Source organism: Streptomyces sp. NPDC033165 (genome assembly GCF_055577965.1).
In genome coordinates this window covers 260,057-277,290 of record NZ_JBVIPK010000008.1, presented here as the reverse complement: position 1 = coordinate 277,290, position 17,234 = coordinate 260,057, and the positions used below count along the sequence as shown (strand labels likewise).

Annotated in this window: 16 protein-coding genes; 8 read left to right on the top strand and 8 right to left on the bottom strand. The window is 74.1% G+C overall.

The window, feature by feature from the left end; genetic code table 11:
* Positions 1 to 20 precede the first annotated feature (20 nt).
* Both ACZ5WC_RS21030 and ACZ5WC_RS21025 read right to left on the bottom strand, forming a co-directional pair.
* Positions 21 to 1,217 (bottom strand): globin domain-containing protein, encoded by a 1,197-nt coding sequence (locus ACZ5WC_RS21030; protein ID WP_468542219.1) that lies wholly within the window; start codon positions 1,215 to 1,217, stop codon positions 21 to 23.
* A 116-nt stretch (positions 1,218 to 1,333) separates the two neighbouring features.
* Positions 1,334 to 1,780, bottom strand: coding sequence for an RrF2 family transcriptional regulator (locus ACZ5WC_RS21025; RefSeq protein ID WP_468542218.1), 447 nt, complete (start codon positions 1,778 to 1,780; stop codon positions 1,334 to 1,336).
* 177 nt (positions 1,781 to 1,957) lie between these two features.
* Between ACZ5WC_RS21025 and ACZ5WC_RS21020 the strand changes: the two genes are divergently transcribed.
* The 8 genes from ACZ5WC_RS21020 to ACZ5WC_RS20985 all read left to right on the top strand — a co-directional run bounded on the left by ACZ5WC_RS21020 (position 1,958) and on the right by ACZ5WC_RS20985 (position 10,191).
* Positions 1,958 to 3,364 carry a family 2B encapsulin nanocompartment shell protein gene (locus tag ACZ5WC_RS21020; protein ID WP_468542217.1) on the top strand — a complete coding sequence of 469 codons (1,407 nt, stop codon included), beginning with the start codon at positions 1,958 to 1,960 and terminating at the stop codon, positions 3,362 to 3,364.
* A 90-nt stretch (positions 3,365 to 3,454) separates the two neighbouring features.
* Positions 3,455 to 4,498 carry a family 2 encapsulin nanocompartment cargo protein polyprenyl transferase gene (locus tag ACZ5WC_RS21015; RefSeq protein WP_468542216.1) on the top strand — a complete coding sequence of 348 codons (1,044 nt, stop codon included), beginning with the start codon at positions 3,455 to 3,457 and terminating at the stop codon, positions 4,496 to 4,498.
* Positions 4,499 to 4,584: 86 nt separating this feature from the next.
* Positions 4,585 to 5,181: a GNAT family N-acetyltransferase gene (locus ACZ5WC_RS21010; RefSeq protein WP_468542215.1), complete on the top strand. Its 597-nt coding sequence runs from the start codon at positions 4,585 to 4,587 to the stop codon at positions 5,179 to 5,181.
* 106 nt (positions 5,182 to 5,287) lie between these two features.
* Positions 5,288 to 5,956: a DUF6304 family protein gene (locus ACZ5WC_RS21005; RefSeq protein WP_468542214.1), complete on the top strand. Its 669-nt coding sequence runs from the start codon at positions 5,288 to 5,290 to the stop codon at positions 5,954 to 5,956.
* 237 nt (positions 5,957 to 6,193) lie between these two features.
* Positions 6,194 to 7,192 carry an NAD-dependent epimerase/dehydratase family protein gene (locus ACZ5WC_RS21000; protein ID WP_468542213.1) on the top strand — a complete coding sequence of 333 codons (999 nt, stop codon included), beginning with the start codon at positions 6,194 to 6,196 and terminating at the stop codon, positions 7,190 to 7,192.
* Positions 7,193 to 7,333: 141 nt separating this feature from the next.
* Complete coding sequence (locus ACZ5WC_RS20995; RefSeq protein WP_468542212.1) at positions 7,334 to 8,899, top strand: choice-of-anchor A family protein; 1,566 nt, start codon at positions 7,334 to 7,336, stop codon at positions 8,897 to 8,899.
* 33 nt (positions 8,900 to 8,932) lie between these two features.
* On the top strand, positions 8,933 to 9,313 hold the full coding sequence (locus ACZ5WC_RS20990) for a DUF952 domain-containing protein (protein WP_468542211.1): 381 nt from the start codon (positions 8,933 to 8,935) through the stop codon (positions 9,311 to 9,313).
* Positions 9,310 to 10,191: an SDR family oxidoreductase gene (locus tag ACZ5WC_RS20985; RefSeq protein WP_468542210.1), complete on the top strand. Its 882-nt coding sequence runs from the start codon at positions 9,310 to 9,312 to the stop codon at positions 10,189 to 10,191. The genes ACZ5WC_RS20990 and ACZ5WC_RS20985 overlap by 4 nt, the downstream gene beginning before the upstream one ends.
* A gap of 24 nt (positions 10,192 to 10,215) precedes the next feature.
* Here ACZ5WC_RS20985 and ACZ5WC_RS20980 read toward each other — a convergent pair whose 3' ends face one another.
* Genes ACZ5WC_RS20980 through ACZ5WC_RS20955 form a run of 6 tightly spaced genes read right to left on the bottom strand, consistent with a single transcriptional unit; the run spans position 10,216 to position 16,921 of the window.
* Positions 10,216 to 11,409, bottom strand: coding sequence for a DUF1266 domain-containing protein (locus ACZ5WC_RS20980; RefSeq protein ID WP_468542209.1), 1,194 nt, complete (start codon positions 11,407 to 11,409; stop codon positions 10,216 to 10,218).
* Entirely contained in the window at positions 11,406 to 12,668 is a 1,263-nt protein-coding gene (locus ACZ5WC_RS20975) for a DUF1266 domain-containing protein (RefSeq protein WP_468542208.1), read from the bottom strand. The genes ACZ5WC_RS20980 and ACZ5WC_RS20975 overlap by 4 nt, the downstream gene beginning before the upstream one ends.
* 43 nt (positions 12,669 to 12,711) lie before the next feature.
* Positions 12,712 to 13,386, bottom strand: coding sequence for a response regulator (locus ACZ5WC_RS20970; protein WP_468542207.1), 675 nt, complete (start codon positions 13,384 to 13,386; stop codon positions 12,712 to 12,714).
* Positions 13,383 to 14,747, bottom strand: a complete 1,365-nt coding sequence (locus tag ACZ5WC_RS20965; protein ID WP_468542305.1) for a sensor histidine kinase — start codon at positions 14,745 to 14,747, stop codon at positions 13,383 to 13,385. Before ACZ5WC_RS20965 ends, ACZ5WC_RS20970 begins: the two co-directional genes overlap by 4 nt.
* Positions 14,748 to 14,775: 28 nt before the next feature.
* A complete protein-coding gene (locus tag ACZ5WC_RS20960; RefSeq protein WP_468542206.1) occupies positions 14,776 to 15,960 on the bottom strand; it encodes an acyltransferase family protein in 1,185 nt (394 codons plus the stop codon).
* Positions 15,953 to 16,921, bottom strand: a complete 969-nt coding sequence (locus ACZ5WC_RS20955) for an alpha/beta hydrolase (RefSeq protein ID WP_468542205.1) — start codon at positions 16,919 to 16,921, stop codon at positions 15,953 to 15,955. The genes ACZ5WC_RS20960 and ACZ5WC_RS20955 overlap by 8 nt, the downstream gene beginning before the upstream one ends.
* Positions 16,922 to 17,234: the final 313 nt, after the last annotated feature.

Here is a 17,234-nt window from a genome sequence, read left to right as displayed (position 1 = left end):
TCGGATGCCTCTCCGCCGCTTCAGGGAGCGGCCGACCAGAGGTCCGGGCCGAACACCTCGTAGTGGATGTCGGCCGGGCGGACCCCCGCCTCCAGCAGCCGGGTGCGGACCGCGCGCATGAAGGGGAGCGGACCGCACAGATAGGCGTGGGTGCCCGGCGGTACGGTGATGCCGTTCAGGTCGACGAGCCCCGTGCGGTTCGCCGGGTGCCCCGCATCCGGGGCCTCGTACCAGAAGTGCGCCTCGGCGTCCGGGAGCTTCTCCGTCAGCCGGATGTGGTCGGTGCGCAGGGCGTGGTCGGCGGGGGAGCGGTCGCCGTGCACCACGGTGACGGGGCGGTCGTGGCCCTCCTCGGCCAGGTGCTCCAGCATCGACAGCATGGGGGTGCAGCCGATGCCCGCCGAGGCCAGCAGCAGCGGTGCGTCCAAGTGGTCGAGCACCAGGTCCCCGTAGGGGGCGGAGAGGCTCAGCAGGTGGCCCGCGCGGGTGTGCTCGTGCAGGTGGCGGGAGACCTCGCCGTCGGGGGTGCCGGCCCCGCGCACGCGTTTGACGGTGATCGAGCGCAGCGGGGAGCCGGGGGCCGAGGACAGGCTGTACTGGCGTATCTGGCGGGCCCCGTCCGGAAGCTCGACCTGTACGGAGACGTACTGGCCGGGGCGGAACGCTGGGGCGTCGCCGCCGTCCGCCGGGCGGAGGCGGAAGGTGGCGACGTCCTCGGTCTCCTCGATGCGGGCGGCGACCTCCCATTCCCGCCACACCACGCCCGCCAGGACGCCCTGCTGGGCGTAGAGGCGCTCCTCGGTGGCGATGAGGGAGTTCGCCATCAGCCAGTAGACCTCGTCCCAGGCCGCGGCGACCTCAGGGGTGACCGCGTCGCCCAGGACCTCGGCGATGGCGGCGAAGAGGTGGGTGTGCACCACCTCGTACTGCTCGGGGGCCACCCCGAGGGAGGCGTGCTTGTGGGCGATCCGGTTCAGCATCGCGTCGGGGCGGGTGCCGGGCCGCTCCACCAGCTGGGTCGCGAACGCGGCGATGGAACCGGCCAGGGCCCGTCGCTGGTCGCCGGAGGCCTGATTGCCCCGGTTGAACAGGTCCCGCAGCAACTCGGGGTGCGCGGCGAAGAGCTTCTTGTAGAAGAGGTCCGCGATGTCGCCCATGGCCGCGCCGACGGCGGGGAGGGTGGCGCGGACCGTGGCGGCGGACCGGTCGGAGAGCATGGAAGGAGCTCCTTATTGGAATGTGAGATGCGTATTTTTGGGGAGAGGAGACCCTCGGGCGCGGGTACGTCCCAGGGGTGCCGGTCAGCCAGGCTCGGTCGGGTGGCGGGCCGGGCTCAGTCCGGTGGTGGGGCGCTGCCGATGCCCAGTAGCAGCGGGCCCGTGGGGGCGGCGACGAGGTCGGTGACGGTGATCGGGTCCAGTGAGGCGTAGAAGGCTTCCTGGGCCTGGCGCAGCGCGTCGCGCAGCCGACAGGCGGAGCGGAGCGGGCAGGGGGTGCCGCCCTCGCACTCGACGACCTCCTCCGCCCCTTCCAGCTCCCGCACCAGTGAGCCGATCGACGCGGAGTGTCCGGCCGTCGTGAGCGTGAGCCCGCCGCCCCGGCCGCGGCGGGCGTCGAGGAGGCCGAGGTGCTGGAGTCGGGCGACGACCTTCGCGGCGTGGGTGTACGGCACCCGCATGGTGGCCGCCACCTCGCGGGTGGTCGGCGGGTCTCCGCCCTCGGTGACCGCGAGGCGCATGAGGACGCGGAGGGCCACGTCGGTGAATCTCGTCAGCCGCATGAGCCCCACCGTAGATAAGTGGCATGCATGATGCGAATTTCTTGGTCCGCGCGGCGACGAGGAGCAACGTGCCCCGACCGGAGGCCGATTAGTCACACTCTTTTGTGTAATGGCGTGCGGAGTCCCCTGCTGAAAGGCTTCTCCTCGCAGGTCAGCCCATGATCGAGAGGACGTCAGATGTCCGTTGGTGAAGAGGTTCGCGACACGCAGGCGCCGCCGCAGCAGAGTCTGGGGACGGCGGCTGCGCGGAACCTCGCGACGACCACCAAGTCCGCGCCGCAGATGCAGGAGATCACCTCGCGGTGGCTGCTGAAGATGCTGCCGTGGGTGCAGGTACAAGGCGGTACGTACCGGGTGAACCGTCGGCTCAGCTATTCGGTCGGTGACGGCCGGGTGACCTTCGTCCAGACCGGGGACCGGGTGGCCGTGATCCCCGCGGAGCTGGGGGAGCTGCCCGCTCTGAGGGACTTCGGGGACGAGGAGGTGCTCGCCGAGCTCGCCCGCAGGTGCGAGCAGCGGGACGTGGCCGCGGGGGAGGTGCTCGCCGCCTCGGGGGACGCGGCGGACCGGGTCTATCTGCTGGCGCACGGCAAGGTCCAGAAGATCGGCTCCGGACCCTACGGGGACGAGATGGAGCTCGGGGTCCTCGCCGACGGCGCGTATTTCGGTGACCACAGTCTGATCGACGGCGATGCCGTCTGGGAGTACACCGCCCGCGCTGTCACCGCGTGCACGCTGCTGACCCTGAGCCGCGCCGATGTGTACAACCTCGCGGAGCGCGCCGAATCACTGCGCGGCCACCTCGCAGGACTGCTCTCCATCCCGCAGCAGCGGACCAACAAGTACGGCGAGGCGGAGATCGACCTCTCCGCCGGGCACGTGGGCGAGGCCGTCGTCCCGCACACGTTCGTCGACTACGACGCCGCTCCGCGCGAGTACGAACTGAGCGTCGCCCAGACGGTGCTGAAGGTGCACAGCAGGGTCGCCGATCTCTACAACCAGCCGATGAACCAGACCGAGCAGCAGTTGCGGCTCACGGTCGAGGCGCTGCGCGAGCGCCAGGAGCACGAGCTGATCAACAACAGGGAGTTCGGACTGCTCAACAACTGCGACTACGGGCAGCGGCTCCAGCCGCACGACGGGGTGCCCAGCCCGGACGACATGGACGAACTGCTCTCGCGCCGCCGCGGATCGAAGCTCTTCCTCGCCCATCCGCGGGCCATCGCCGCCTTCGGCCGCGAGTGCAACCGGCGTGGGCTCGTCCCGGAGAGCATCGACATCGGCGGCCACCACGTGCCCGCCTGGCGCGGAGTGCCGATCTTCCCGTCCAACAAGATCCCCGTCACCGACGCCCGCACCACCTCCATCATCTGCATGAGGACCGGCGAGGCCGAGCAGGGGGTCATCGGCCTCCAGCAGACCGGCATCCCCGACGAGATCGAGCCGAGCCTCTCGGTCCGCTTCATGGGGATCGACGAGCAGGCGATCATCTCCTACCTGGTGACGGCGTACTACTCCGCCGCCATTCTGGTGCCGGACGCCCTCGGAGTGCTGGAGAACGTCGAGGTCAGCCGCTGGCGCTGATGTCGAGCTCACCCCGGGGGTCCGGGCGGCCGCTGCCGCCCGGACCCCCGGGTCCGCACCCATCGCCTCGCCCCAGGAGTGACCGTGACCATGACCAGTACGGACGCAGCGACGGAAGGGCACGAGGCCGCGGCGCTGCTGGAGCGCACCCGCGCGGTCGTCGACCCCCATCTGCGATCGGCCGTGGAGTCGCTGCCCGGCGGCATACGCCGGATCGCGATGTACCACTTCGGCTGGGAGAACGCCGACGGGTCCCCCGCCGCCGGGCAGGCCGGGAAGGCCATCAGGCCGGCCCTCGTGCTGGCCGCCGCCCGCGCGCTGGGCGGCGATCCCGAGCGGGCGGTGCGGGCCGCCGTCGCCGTCGAACTCGCTCACAACTTCACCCTGCTCCACGACGACGTCATCGACGAGGACACCACCCGCAGGCACCGGCCCACCGCCTGGGCGGTCTTCGGCATCCCGGACGCGATCATCACCGGCGACGCCATGCTCGCCCTCGCCCAGCGGCTGCTCGCCGAGGACACGCATCCGGCAGCCGCCCGCGCCGCCGCCCGCCTCTCCTCCTGCGTCATCGAGCTGTGCGCGGGCCAGCAGGCGGACTGCGCCTTCGAGGAGCGCGGCCCCGACGAGGTCACCCTCGACGAATGCCTCGCGATGGCGACCGCCAAGACCGGTGCCCTGCTCGGCTGCGCCTGTGCGCTCGGCGCCCTCTACGCCGGAGCGGAGGACCGGGCGGTCCGGGCGATGGACGGCTTCGGACGGGAGGCGGGGCTCTCCTTCCAGCTCATCGACGACCTGATCGGCATCTGGGGCGACCCGGAGCGCACCGGCAAACCCGTCGGGGCCGACCTGTCCGCCCACAAGAAGTCCCTGCCCGTGGTCGCCGCCCTCACCTCCGGCACCCCGGCCGCCGCCGAGCTCGCCGCCCTCTACCGGGGACCCATGAGCACCTCCGCCGAGGTCGACCGGGCGGCCGACGCGGTGGACCGGGCCGGCGGCCGGGACTGGGCCCAGGTCTGCGCCGCCGACCGGATGGCCCGCGCGGTCCACCACCTCTCCCGGGCGGTCCCCGACCCGAGCGCCGCGGGCGACCTGCTGGCCCTGGCCGAATTCGTCACCCGCCGCACCAGCTGACCGACCGCCATGACCGGCTCCGCCCTATCAACTCTAGTATTCCGGAGGTTGGTTGGAGCGAACAGCAGAAGGAGCGGCAGCCGGTCATGGGTATACGGACACAGCAGGCGCAACCGGAGGACAGGGCCCGGGTCGTCTCGGTCATGGAAGAGGCGTTCCACCACGACCCGGTCAGCAGCTGGGTGTTCCCGGACGAGGCCCACCGACGGGCGGTACACGGAAGGTTCCTCGGCGTCTTCGTGGACGTCGCCCTCGCCGAGGGGCGTATCGACATCGCCGAGGGCGACGCGGCGGTGGCCCTGTGGCTGCCGGTGCCCGCCGGAGCCTCCGAGGAGGAAGACCCCACGCCCGCGCTCATGCGGCGGACCGCCGACCCCGGCAACGAACGCTGCGAGCTGGTGGGGAGGCTCACCGGAGCGGTCCACCCGCACGACCGCGCGCACGCCTATCTCCTGATGATCGGCGTCCGGCCCGAGCGTCAGGGGGAGGGCATCGGGGCGGAGCTGATCGGTGCGGAGCTGGAACGCTGCGACCGGGAGGGGGTGCCCGCGTATCTGGAGGCCAGCAGCGCCCGCAGCCGGACGCTGTACGAGCGGCTCGGATTCCGTTTCCTGGGCCGCACCGTCGACCTGCCGGACGGGCCGCACATGTGGCCCATGTGGCGTGAGCCCCGTACGGGTTGAACCGCCCGGCCCGGACGGCTGCCGGGGCTGTGCCGGGCAGAGGGCTCGGGCCGAGAGGCCGGGCAGGGGTCGGGCACGGCTCGGTCAGGGGCTACAGTCCCTGCCCATGACAGATGAGTCGTGGGCCGGCTGGTACCGGGACCGCAGGGGTTCCGACGCCGTCGTCCTCACCACGGACGGACAGCAGTTCCGCATCCGGATCCGAGGGGTCGACTTCGAGGGCGAGAGCTTCGACGACCTGGCCCCGGTCGCGGGGATGCCGCCGGAGAGCGGGATGGTCGCCCTCGCGGACGGCGCACTCACCGACTGCGTACTGGAGTGGGACCTGCCGCTGCCCGTCCTCGTCGCGGGCACGCTCCGGCACGCCACGCTCAGCTGCCTGCTCTCGCTGCGCCGGGCCGACCCGGACCTCCACCTCGCCCTCCATCTGGACGGCGCGGTCTACGAGTCGGCCCGCGCCGAGAGCGACTTCGCCGCCGCCCTGGCCGCCGTCCAGCGCATCCTCCCGGACGGCATCCGCCTCCAGACCTGCATCGCCTGCGCCTTCTCCGACTACTTCCCGGCGCCCGGCCGCGGCCTGTCCGGTGGCCTCGCCTGCTTCCGGGGGGCCAAGGAGGCCTACCGGGGCGCGGCGGGCGAGGACGATGTCCTGGACCTGTGGGACCAGCGGTCCGGGTTCGTCCAGGAGGTGTGGAGCTGCCGGGAGTTCGAGGCGCGCCCGGTCGACGGCGCGGGCACCGGCCACCGGGGCGCCTTCCCCCTGGAACTCGCCTGACGGACAGGGCCTTTCAGCCGCCGTCACTCTCCCGGCGTGCAGGCCGTGGTGTGCGGCCGGGCCCCTGGCCCGTACATCGCGACCTGTGCGGCCGTGCCCCGGGCGCGTGCGCCCCGAGCGCGGGCTCGCACTCCTGGGCCCGCACGCCCTGACATGCGGCGTCTGCCGGGCGGTTCCCCGTTCTGCTGACAGCGTGCCGGGGTTACCGGGGCGCGTCCGTGCGGGCAGGCTCGTCGCATGAGGCTTCTGATGCTGGGCGGTACGGAGTTCGTCGGACGGGCGGTCACCGGCGCGGCGCTGGAGCGGGGCTGGCAGGTCACGGTGTTCCACCGAGGCCACCACGCGCCCCCGCCCGGCGTGCGCGCGCTGACCGGGGACCGCACCGCGGGTGCGGCCGGGCTCGCGGCGCTCGCGGACGGGGGTGCGACCTGGGACCTGGTCGTCGACACCTGGAGCGGCGCGCCCGCCGCCGTACGGGACGCCGCCCGGCTGCTGACCGGCCGGGCCGGGCACTACACGTACGTCTCCAGCCGCTCGGTCTACGCCTACCCGACCCCCGCGGGGCTGGGCGAGGACAGCCCCCTGCTGGCCGGGGCCTCGCCGGACGAGGACGGGGACGTGCCCTACGGCCCGGCCAAGCGCGGCGGTGAGCTGGCCGCCCTGGACGCCTTCGGGGACCGGGCCCTGCTGGCGCGGGCCGGGCTGATCATCGGCCCCGGCGAGAACGTCGGCCGGCTGCCCTGGTGGCTGTCGCGGATCGCCCGCGGCGGCCCGGTGATCGCCCCCGGCCCACGTACGGCCGGGCTCCAGTACATCGACGCCCGGGATCTCGCCCGGTGGCTCCTGGACGCGGCGGCGCGCGGGCTGAACGGCCCGTACGACACCGTCAGCCGCCCCGGCCACACCACCATGGGCGAGCTGCTGGACGCCTGCGTCGCGGTCACCGCGTCCGACGCCGAGCTGCGCTGGACCGGTCCGGACGTCCTGCTGGCCGCCGGGGCCGAGCCGTGGAGCGACCTGCCGATCTGGCTCCCGCCGGGCGAGCTGTACGACACCATGCACCGGGGCGGCCACGCCAAGGCACACGCCGCCGGGCTGCGCTGCCGGCCGGCCGGGGAGACCGTCGCGGACACCTGGACCTGGCTGAGCGAGCGGGGCGGCGTCGCTCCCCAGCGCCCCGACCGCCCCGCCGTGGGCCTCGACCCCCGGTTGGAGGCGAAGCTGCTGGCTCTCTGAGGCACCGGTCCGCGGGTTCCGTGGTTGCCGTGGTTCCCCTGCGCGTGTCGTGCGCCAAAAACCTCCCATAGGCCTACGGAACAGAGCGAAACCGGCGTGTCATACAAAATGACTAAGCATTAAAGATGCATATTGCGCGGCATGGAACAGAAGGCGCGCAGGCGCGGCAACGCAATCCGGGCAGCAGTGACAGTGGCCACGGCCGCGGCGATGGTGGGCGTGCTGGCCCCGGCCGCGGGTGCCGATCCGCTGCCGGGCGGACTGGGACCCTGCCTCGGCAGCTCCTGCCCGTCCAGCTGGAACGATCCCAACAACGGCCCGGTCACCAACTTCGACAGCAACATCAACGTCTACGTCGGCGGCGACTTCCTGGTCCGGGAGGCGGCGGCCGAGGCGGAGGGGAAGGTCGTCACCCTCGGCCGGTTCGACATGGACAAGCGGGACGGGGTCTCGCAGATCTACAACGTCGGCATCGCGGGTGTCGGCTCGCGGGTGCCGCCGCCGGACGGCTCCGACTACCTGACGGCGGGCGGGGACGTCACGATCGCCGACGGCGAGCGCCTCCTCGCGGAGGAGGGCGCGCACTCCGGCCGCGTCGCGTACGCGGGTGAGCTCACGGGCACGGTGAACCCCACCACCGCCCCGCGCTTCGACGAGGACGCGGCCGCCCCGTACACCGAGCTGCGCCCGCAGCTCACCGAGGCCAGTCACTGCTACGCGTACGACGGCGACGACCACCGGGAGGCGACGGGCACATGGCAGAAGGCCGGTGACGTCATGACGTTCACCGGTGACGGTACGTCCGCGATCCAGATCTTCGACGTGGACGCGGACCTGGAGTCGGAGGCGGGCGGCAACACGGGGTTCGTGTTCAACGGCATCCCCGAGGGTGCGACCGTCCTCGTCAACGTCTACGGGGGCACCCGCAGCGTCGCCACGTTCATGGGCTCGTTCCCCAACGAGGGCCTTCGCGAGAACCTGCTGTGGAACTTCCCGGACGCCACCGACCTGTCGCTGACCGGTCCGGCCCAGTTCGAGGGCAGCGTCCTGGTCGGCCAGCCGACGAGCACCACCGTGCTCAGCATGAGCGGCACCAACGGCCGCTTCTACACGGCGGGTTCGCTCACCCACACCTCGGCGGGCGCGTCGGGCGGCCAGGAGATCCACGCGTACCCCTTCGACGGCGACCTGCCGACCTGCACACCGGACCCGACGCCGACGCCGACGGACCCGACTCCCACGCCGACCGATCCGACTCCCACGCCGACGGACCCGACGCCGACGCCGACGGACCCGACTCCCACGCCGACCGATCCGACGCCGACGCCGACGGACCCGACTCCCACCCCGACGGACCCGACGCCGACGCCGACGGACCCGACGCCAACCCCCACGGACCCGACGCCGACGCCGACGGACCCGACTCCCACGCCGACGGACCCGACGCCGACGCCGACGGACCCGACTCCCACCCCGACGGACCCGACGCCGACGCCGACGGACCCCACCCCCACCCCGACCGACCCGACGCCCACCCCCACGCACCACACCCCGCACCCCACTCACTCGCCGAGCCACCCGGGCGAGCTGCCCGACACCGGCTCCCGTGGCGGTGAATGGATCATCGGGTCCATCGCGGCAGCGCTGGTGGCCGCCGGTGGAACGGTCCTGGTGGCCACGCGCAGGGCACGTCGCCGCACCTTCTAGCAGGCGCGGGGCAGCGCCCGCTAGCGTGGTCCGATGACCGAACCGCTGCTGCACCTCGCCGAAGCACCTCTGTGGGAGGCGGCCCGCGGGACAGGGACGTACGAGATGTCCACCCGCGGCCGCACCCTCCAGGAGGAGGGCTTCATCCACCTCTCGCTGTCCCACCAGCTCCCCGGTGTGGCCCGGATGCTGTACGGGGACGGGGACGGGGACGACGGCCGGGACCTCGTGGTCCTGGTCGTCGACCCCGACCGCCTCGCCGCCCCCGTCCGGTACGAGGCGATGAGGCCCGGCGGCGAGGAGTTCCCGCACCTGTACGGACCGCTCCCGGTGAGTGCGGTCGTGGAGGTGCGGCCCTGGCATGGAGAACCCCTGGCACGGAGAGAACAACGAGAGGAAGACGAACCCCAGTGATCGGCCCCCTGACCGCCGTGACCGGAGCGAGCGGAGCCGTCGGCGGCCGGGTCGCCCGGCGCCTCGCCCGCACCGGCGTACCCGTACGGCTCCTCGGCCGTGACCCGGCCCGCCTGCCCGACCTGCCCGGCGCGGACCGCGCGCCCGCCGCCGCGTACGGAGACGCGGAGGCCATGCGGCGGGCCCTCGACGGGGCGCACACCCTGTTCCTGGTCTCCGCGCACGAGAGCCCCTACCGGGTGCGCGAGCACACCACGGCGATCGACGCGGCCGTGGCGGTGGGCGTGGAACGGATCGTCTACGTGTCCTTCCAGGGCGCCGCGCCCGACGCCACGTTCACCTTCGCCCGCGACCACTGGGACACCGAGGCCCACATCCGTACGGCCGAGGTCCGCCACACCTTCCTGCGCGACAACTGGTATCTGGCGGGGCTGCCCGCGATGACCGGGGCCGACGGCGTGCTGCGAGGACCGGGCGGCGACGGGCGGGTCGCGGCCGTCGCCCACGAGGACATCGCGGACGCGGCGGCCGCCGTGCTGCTCGACGAGGGCACCACCCACGACGGCAGGACCTACGACCTCACCGGACCCGAGGCGTTCACCCTCGCCGAGGCCGCCGAGGAGCTGAGCCGGGCCACCGGACGTACCGTCACCTACGTCCCCGAGACCCGCGAGGAGGCCTACGCCTCCCGGGCCGGCCACGGGGCCGAGGACTGGGAGGTGGCCGGGTGGGTCACCTCGTACGAAGCGATCGCGCGCGGCGAACTGGCCGCCGTGTCGGACGCCGTGCCCCAGCTCACCGGCCACCCGGCCAAGAGCTTCGCGCAGTACCTGGCGGAGAACCCGGACAGCTACCGCCACCTGCTGCCCGCCGGCTGAGCCGACCGGCCGGACGGCTCCGGCTCACCGCCACGGGATGTGGCGCCACGGACTGCCCTCGCTCTCCGCCAGCAGCCGGTGGGCGAGGACGTTCTGTTCGTAGAACGGGCCGTACTCCTCCTCGTCGAACCGCAGCACCCGCCCCAGCGCGTACCCCGCCGAGAACTCCTCCCAAGAGGAGTGGGCCGACTTGCTCAGCGCCCCCGCGTGGACGATCGCCGCCTCCGCGTCCGCCGGGGTGCAGTAGCGCGCCGACAGCCCCCAGCGCGCCAGGTTCACCGCCCGCCCGTAGTCGTAGGCGACCGTCGTACGCACCCGGCCGTCGGGCGGCAGCAGCCCGTCCGCGCGGAACCGGGCCTCGTAGCGCATGATCCGGCGTACGAGGTTCTCGATGCCCTTCACCACGTCGGCGGCGGCCCCCAGGTCCTGGGCGTGACCGGCGGCCGTCTCCCGCCACAGATCGGCCGACGGCAGCTGGCCCAGCGCGGACGCCAGCTGTTCGCGGGTGCGCAGCACGAAGTCCGGTTCCGGCGGGCTGTTACGGGCTTCCAGCAGGGCGTCCAGCTGCTCGCGCCACTCCGCGTGGCCGGTGATGCCCCAGGAGTCGCGCAGCTGACCGCGCTCGGTGGTGTACTCGCGGTAGACCGTCCCGACCTCGTTCCACGGCACCGCGTTCCCGATCGCGAGATGCGCCCCGCAGGCCAGCCCGTACGCCAGCGGGCCGTGCAGCGCACCGTGCCGCAGCGCGAGCAGCCGGTTCTCCGGGAGGCGGTCGTTCTCCGCGTACGCGCGCTGCCACAGCGCCAGGTCCGTCGGGGACGTCGGCAGCAGCAGCTGCCCGGGCGTCCCCACGTTGACCCCGAGGAACACGCGCGGGTCGGACCAGCCGAACTCGGCGGCCCAGCGCAGCGACACCCCGTGGAAGACCCAGTCCGGATGCCAGGCGGGCAGCATGCCCCGGGTGAGCACCGGCCGGCAGACGAAGCCCGCCGGGTCGTGGTGCGCACGCCAGGTGATGGTGTCCGGCTTGGCGTCCGCCTCGGCGCGCGGGGCGGGGATGTACAGTTCGGCCCCCGCCAGCGCCGCCAGCTGGGCCCGCGGGTCGCCGCGGAGCGCCGCCTCGTGGAGGAGCTGCTCGGTCTCGGAGGGCGGGACCCAGGGGGCGGGCGTCCAGGGGGCCGGGGCAGCCGGGGGCGCGGTGGGGCGGTTCGGGTTCATGACCAGGGGATGTTCCGGTAGGGGCCGGCGGGGTCCTCGGTCAGGGCGCGGTGCTGGGCGAGCGCCTCCCGGTACATCCGCTCCTGGCCGGGCGTGCCGTCCTCGTCGTCACCGTGCACCAGCCGGGCCAGCAGATAGCCGAGGGAGAAGGCGTCCCAGGAGCGGTAGGCCTCCCGGGCGAGAGCGCCGAGCCGCAACACGTCCTGCCCGGCCTCCTGCGGTTCGGTGTAGCGGGCGCCCAGCGCGAGCCGTACGACGTTGACCGCGCGCCCCAGATCGAAGGCGGCGAGGGTGTCGACCCGGCCGTCCGGGGCAAGGACCCCGTCGGCCCGGAACCGCTCCTCGTACCGTACGAACCGGTTCAGCGCCCGCTGCGCCTCCGCCCGGTCGTGGCCGTCACGCGCCGCGAGCGCCCGGTCCACCGCCTGCGACCACTCCTCCCGGCCGGGCGTGCGGCCCAGCCGGGCCGCCAGGGTGTGCCGGGTGCGCAGGACGGCCTCCGGGACGCGCCCCACCAGCTGGTACTTCATCAGGGAGCCCAGCCGGTCGCGGAACTCGGCCCGGTGCGGGATGCCCCAGGGCCTGCGCAGCATGGCCCGGTCCGCGGCGTAGTCCTGGTACACCGCGCCCAGCCGGTTCCACACGAGGCCGTTGGACACGGCGAGATGGGCGCCGAGCGCCAGACCGTGGGCGAGCGGCCCGTGCAGCGGTCCGCCGCCGTCGGTGACCAGGACGCCCTGCCGCGGCCCGCCCGAACGCTCGTCCGCCTGGTGCCAGCCCCGCAGCCGACGGTGACCGGCGGCGACCATCGCGGTGTACGGGGTGCCGTGGTTCACGGCGAGGCGGCGGGCGTCGTACGGCCAGATCCGGGCGAGCCCTCCGAGCCCCACCTCCCGGAACACCCACTCCGGGTGCCAGGGCGGCAGCATCCCCGGAGTCAGGACCGGTACGCAGATCCGCCGGGTCGCCTCGTCGCGGAACGTGGGCAGCGGGGGCGTCCAGTCCGGGATGTCCGCGTGCAGCCGGGGTACGAGCACGTACAGCCGGGTGCGCGCGAGTACGTCGAGGACGGCCTCCGCGCTGCCGCCCGCGACGGCCGCGGACAGCTCGCGTTCGACCTCGGTGGGCGGAGCGGGGGGCGGGGACGCCGGCGGAGGGGGAGGAGTCCCCGCGTACGACGGTGGATGCGGCCGGTACGCCTCGTGCGCGGGCGCAACCGCCCGGCCGCCCGCTGTCTCTGCCGCGTTCCCCGTCGTCACGGAGGCGATCCTACGAAACGGTCCGCGCGCCGGCCCCGGGTGGTCAGTGGCCGGACGGGCGCACCAGCCCCGACTCGTACGCGAACACCGCCGCCTGGGTCCGGTCGCGGACGCCCAACTTGACCAGGATGCGGCCCACATGGGTCTTCACCGTCTGCTCGGCGACGGTCAGCTCCCGGGCTATCTCGGCGTTCGACAGGCCGCCCGCGATCAGCGCCAGTACCTCCGTCTCGCGCTCCGTCAGATCCCCGACGCGCGCCTTGAGGGGCGGCCGCGGGGCCTCTGCCGTCCGGGAGAACTCCACGATCAGCCGCTTGGTGATGTTCGGCGAGAGCAGTGCGTCGCCCGCCGCCACCACCCGTACGGCATGGGCGAGTTCGTCGGCGGAGGCGTCCTTGAGCAGGAAGCCGGAGGCGCCCGCGCGCAGCGCCTCGTACACGTACTCGTCGAGATCGAAGGTGGTCAGGACGAGGACCTTCACCGTCGAGCCCTCGGCGGTGGTGATCCGCCGGGTCGCCTCGATGCCGCCCAGCTCCGGCATCCGGATGTCCATCAGGACGACGTCCGGGGCGAGTTCGGCGACCTTGGCCACGGCGTCCAGACCGTTGACGGCCTGGCCGACGACCTCGATGTCCGGCTCGGCGTTGAGCAGCACCGTGAAGCCCTGGCGGACCATCACCTGGTCGTCGGCGATCACGGCACGGATGGGCGGCGTCATGGGGCGTCCTCGGCGGTGGCGGTCGTGGTGGTGGCGGCGGTGGGCAGGACCGCGGTGACTTCCCAGCCCCCGTCGGGTGCGGGCCCGGTGGCCAGGTCGCCGCCGAGCATCGCGGTGCGCTCGCGCATCCCGAGCAGACCGTGGCGGATGCCGGGCGAGGGGGCGGCGGGGCGGTCCGGCGGGGTGTTGGTGACCCGTACGGTCAGCCCGGTCGTGCGGTGGCCGATCTCCACCCGGGCGCTCGCCCCGGGCGCGTGGCGCATCACGTTGCTCAGGGCCTCCTGCACGATGCGGTACGCGGACAGCTCGACGCCGGGCGGGAGGGGGCGGGGTTCGCCGGTCGTGGTGAGGGTGACGGCCAGACCGGTTGAGCGCACGGTGGCGAGGAGGCCGTCGAGCCCGTCGAGGCCCGGCTGCGGGGCGTGCCGGGAGGCGTCGCGCGCGGGGGCGTCCTCCGAGCGCAGGACGCCCAGCACCCGGCGCAGCTCGGCGAGGGCTTCGAGGGCGTTCTCGCGGATGCCGGTGAGGTTCTCCCTGAGCTCGTCGGACGGGTCCTCCACCAGATGCGGGGCGACCTGCGCCTGGATGGAGATCACCGACATGTGGTGGGCGACCACGTCGTGCAGCTCGCGGGCGATCCGGTTGCGCTCCTCCAGGAGGGTGCGCCGGGCCCGCTCCTCGGCGGTCAGTTCGGCCTGGACGACGAGGTCCTTACGGGCCAGGCGCAGGCTGCGCAGTGCGGTGCCGAGGACCAGGGCGGTGGTGAGCACCAGCGCGGCCGCGGCCGGGCTCACATGCGGCAGCGGCGGCGTGCGCAGGGCGACGAACAGCGCCGTCGCCAGCGAGAGGGCCAGCGCCGCCACCGCGCGGCGGGGCCGGACCCGCAGCGCCAGCAGGAACAGGGCGCCGCCCTGTAGCGCCGCTCCTGCGAAGGGGGTGGGATACAGGACCCCGGGACTCACGGGGAGACCCTTGAGCCACGGGTACAGGTGGTCCGGGGGAGCGGCGGCCACGGTGACCAGCACCGCCACGACCGCCAGCGCGGTCGCCGCCCACCAGGCACCCACCGGACGGATCATCCCGGCCACCAGCGCCGCGGACTGTGCGGTGGCCACCAGCACCGCCAGGCCGCTGACCGCGGCCCCGTGCGGGGTGAGTTCGACGGTACGGATCACCGTGACGCCGACCGCGATGATCACCAGCAGCACCAGGAACACCGGCCGCCACACCGGCGATCCGGGCTCCCCCATGCGCGGCACCCGGTCGGCGGGCGCAGCCCACAACTCCTCGTACAGGGCGCGCGGCGCCCGGCGCACCGCGGCCCGCAGGCGCACCGCCCCCGATGACGTCACCGCCCCCACCGCCCCCTCGGCTCCACTCGCCCTCAGACTAGGCACGACGCACCTCCGCCTTCCGCCCGGGGCAGGACTCCCGTACGAGGAGGGAGCCCCCGCCCGTACGCCGTCCGCCCTGTTCGTAACCCCGGAACGCCGCCCAGCACACCAGCAGCGCCAGCGCGAACACCGGCAGCCAGAGCAGCCGGGCGAGCACCCAGCCGGTGCCGTCGGGCACGGTGTGCAGCCCCGGCAGCGGCTCACCGGCGGCCAGCAGCGCGCTCGCCGTGACGACGATCATCGCGGTCTGGTGCCAGAGGAAGACGGTCATCGCCGACAGGTTCACCGCCGCCACCGCCGCCCAGACCGCGGGCCTGCGCAGAGCCCGGCGCAGCGGCCCCAGCAGCAGCAGGGCCGCCCCGCACTGGGCGAGGCCGAAGGTGACGGCGGCGAGGCTCGGCGGGTCCAGATTGGAGAGCGCGCCGCCGGGCACCCCGACCATGGAGGCCGGGTAGCCCGCCCACCGGACGAGGACCGCGGCCGCCGCCGCCCCGCCGAGCAGCAGCGCCCAACGGCTCGTCAGACCGCGCAGTCCGCCCCGCGCCACCAGCGCCCCCAGGCAGTACGGCACCAGCCAGCCCGCCGCCACGTTGACCCACCCCAGCTCCCGAGGCCCGCCGAGTCCGAGGCGTACGAGGTCGACGTGGAGCACCACCGCGAGCGGCCACGCCGGGTGCAGTCGTGCCACCAGCGGGGTCAGCGCGGTCAGGGCGGCGAAGACCAGCAGGAACCACAGCGGCGACCAGACCAGCTTGGCCAGCGTCAGCACGGTGGGCTCACCGACCCCCGAGGCGAGCATCGCGCACGCCGCGAGGGACCACACCACGAGGACCGCGGCCACCGGCCGGAACAGTCGCGCGAGGCGACCGCCCACCCACGTCCTGTAGGGGACGCCCTTTGTGCGGGCCGAGGCCCAACTCCCGGCCGCCACCTGCCCGCCCACCAGGAAGAACACGGCGAGGGTCTGGAACACCCAGGATACGGGGGCGAGTTGCGGCAGGTGGGCCAGCGGGCTCGCGCCGCGTACGGTGCCGCTGTCGGCGACCAGCGCGGTCACCAGCCAGTGCCCGCCCACCACACCGAGGACGGCCAGCGCCCGCAGGGCGTCGACGCCCCGGTCCCGGCCGGGCGGAGTGGCGGCGTCGACTCGGTCGACGAGCCGACGCACCGCCTCACGCATCGGGGGCCTCCAGCGGGGCGCGGCCGGAGACGATCCTGCCGAGGTTCGTCAGGGACCGCGACCCGGGCAGCAGATAGTCGCTGTGGCCCCCGCCGCCCGCGTCGAACACCTCCGCCCCGAACCGTTCCGTCACCGGATCGGTCCCGAACCCCACCGCTCCGACGAACGGCACCCGCACCCGCACATGGGGCACCCGGGCGATCCAGTCGCCGCCACCCCGCCCCGCCCACACCCGAGCACCGGTGCGCAGGGAGTCGGCATCCGCGCCCCCGACCCCGGGGCTGCCGTACAGCACAAGAGCGTCGGCGGCCGTCCCGGAGGCGGCCCGGGCGCAGACCACCGAACCGTAGGAGTGACAGAGCAGCGTGATCCGGGCACCCGGCAGCACCGCGGCCAGCCGGTCCACCAGCGCCCGCAGCCCCGGCGCGGCCTCGGCGGCCCGTCCGCCGGTCACCGAGGCGGGGCTCACGGTGGCGGGCGTGCGGTACCCCAGCCAGGCGAGGACCGCCCCGCCGTCCCCCAACTCCCGCTGGAGCGCCACCGCCCCGCGCCGCAGCCGCCCGTACGCGTCGAGGCTGACGCCCGCCCCCGGCACCAGCACGGCGACGCGCCGAGCCGCGGCCAGCTCCCCGACGACCTCCACGCTCCGCCCCCCGTCGCGCCCGTCGAACGAGAGGAACTGCCGCCGCGGTGAGGCCATCGCGCGCAGGGTGGCCGCCCGCTTCAGGTCCCCGTGCCCCGCCGCCGCCCGCTCGGCGGCCAGGATGTCCTGCCGCCCGACCGCGTACCGCTCCGCCAGCGCCGCCGGGCCCGCGTCCCGCAACGGCCCGAGCGCGGTCGGCGCGGGGGCGGGCACGGCGGCGGGCCGGGCCGCGCCGGAGACCGGTACGGCCACCGCGAAGGTGACCAGGGCGGCGAGCAGGGTGCGGCGCAGACGGCGTCTGCGCGGGCGGTCCGCCATGGGGCGAGGTCCTTCCGTACCAGGGACATTGTGTGATTCCGGTACAGAAGTTATGGGCGGGGTGCGGTAGTTGACGTCCCGCTGCGGAGTGGATCTTCGACGTAGCTCTCAGGTGTGACGCGGGGCAGGCGTGGTGGGGTCAGTTCCCGTTCCGCCATGGCGCGGCGGGTCGGCAGTTCCTCTCGTTCGACGGGCGCGAGGGGGGCAGGCGCGTTCCAGGATGGCCGCGGCGAGCGGGTCGTGCACCCGGCGGGAGGGCGTCGACGTCCCCACCACATGAGCCCGGTCGACGCCGAACGCGTCCGGCGCGGCG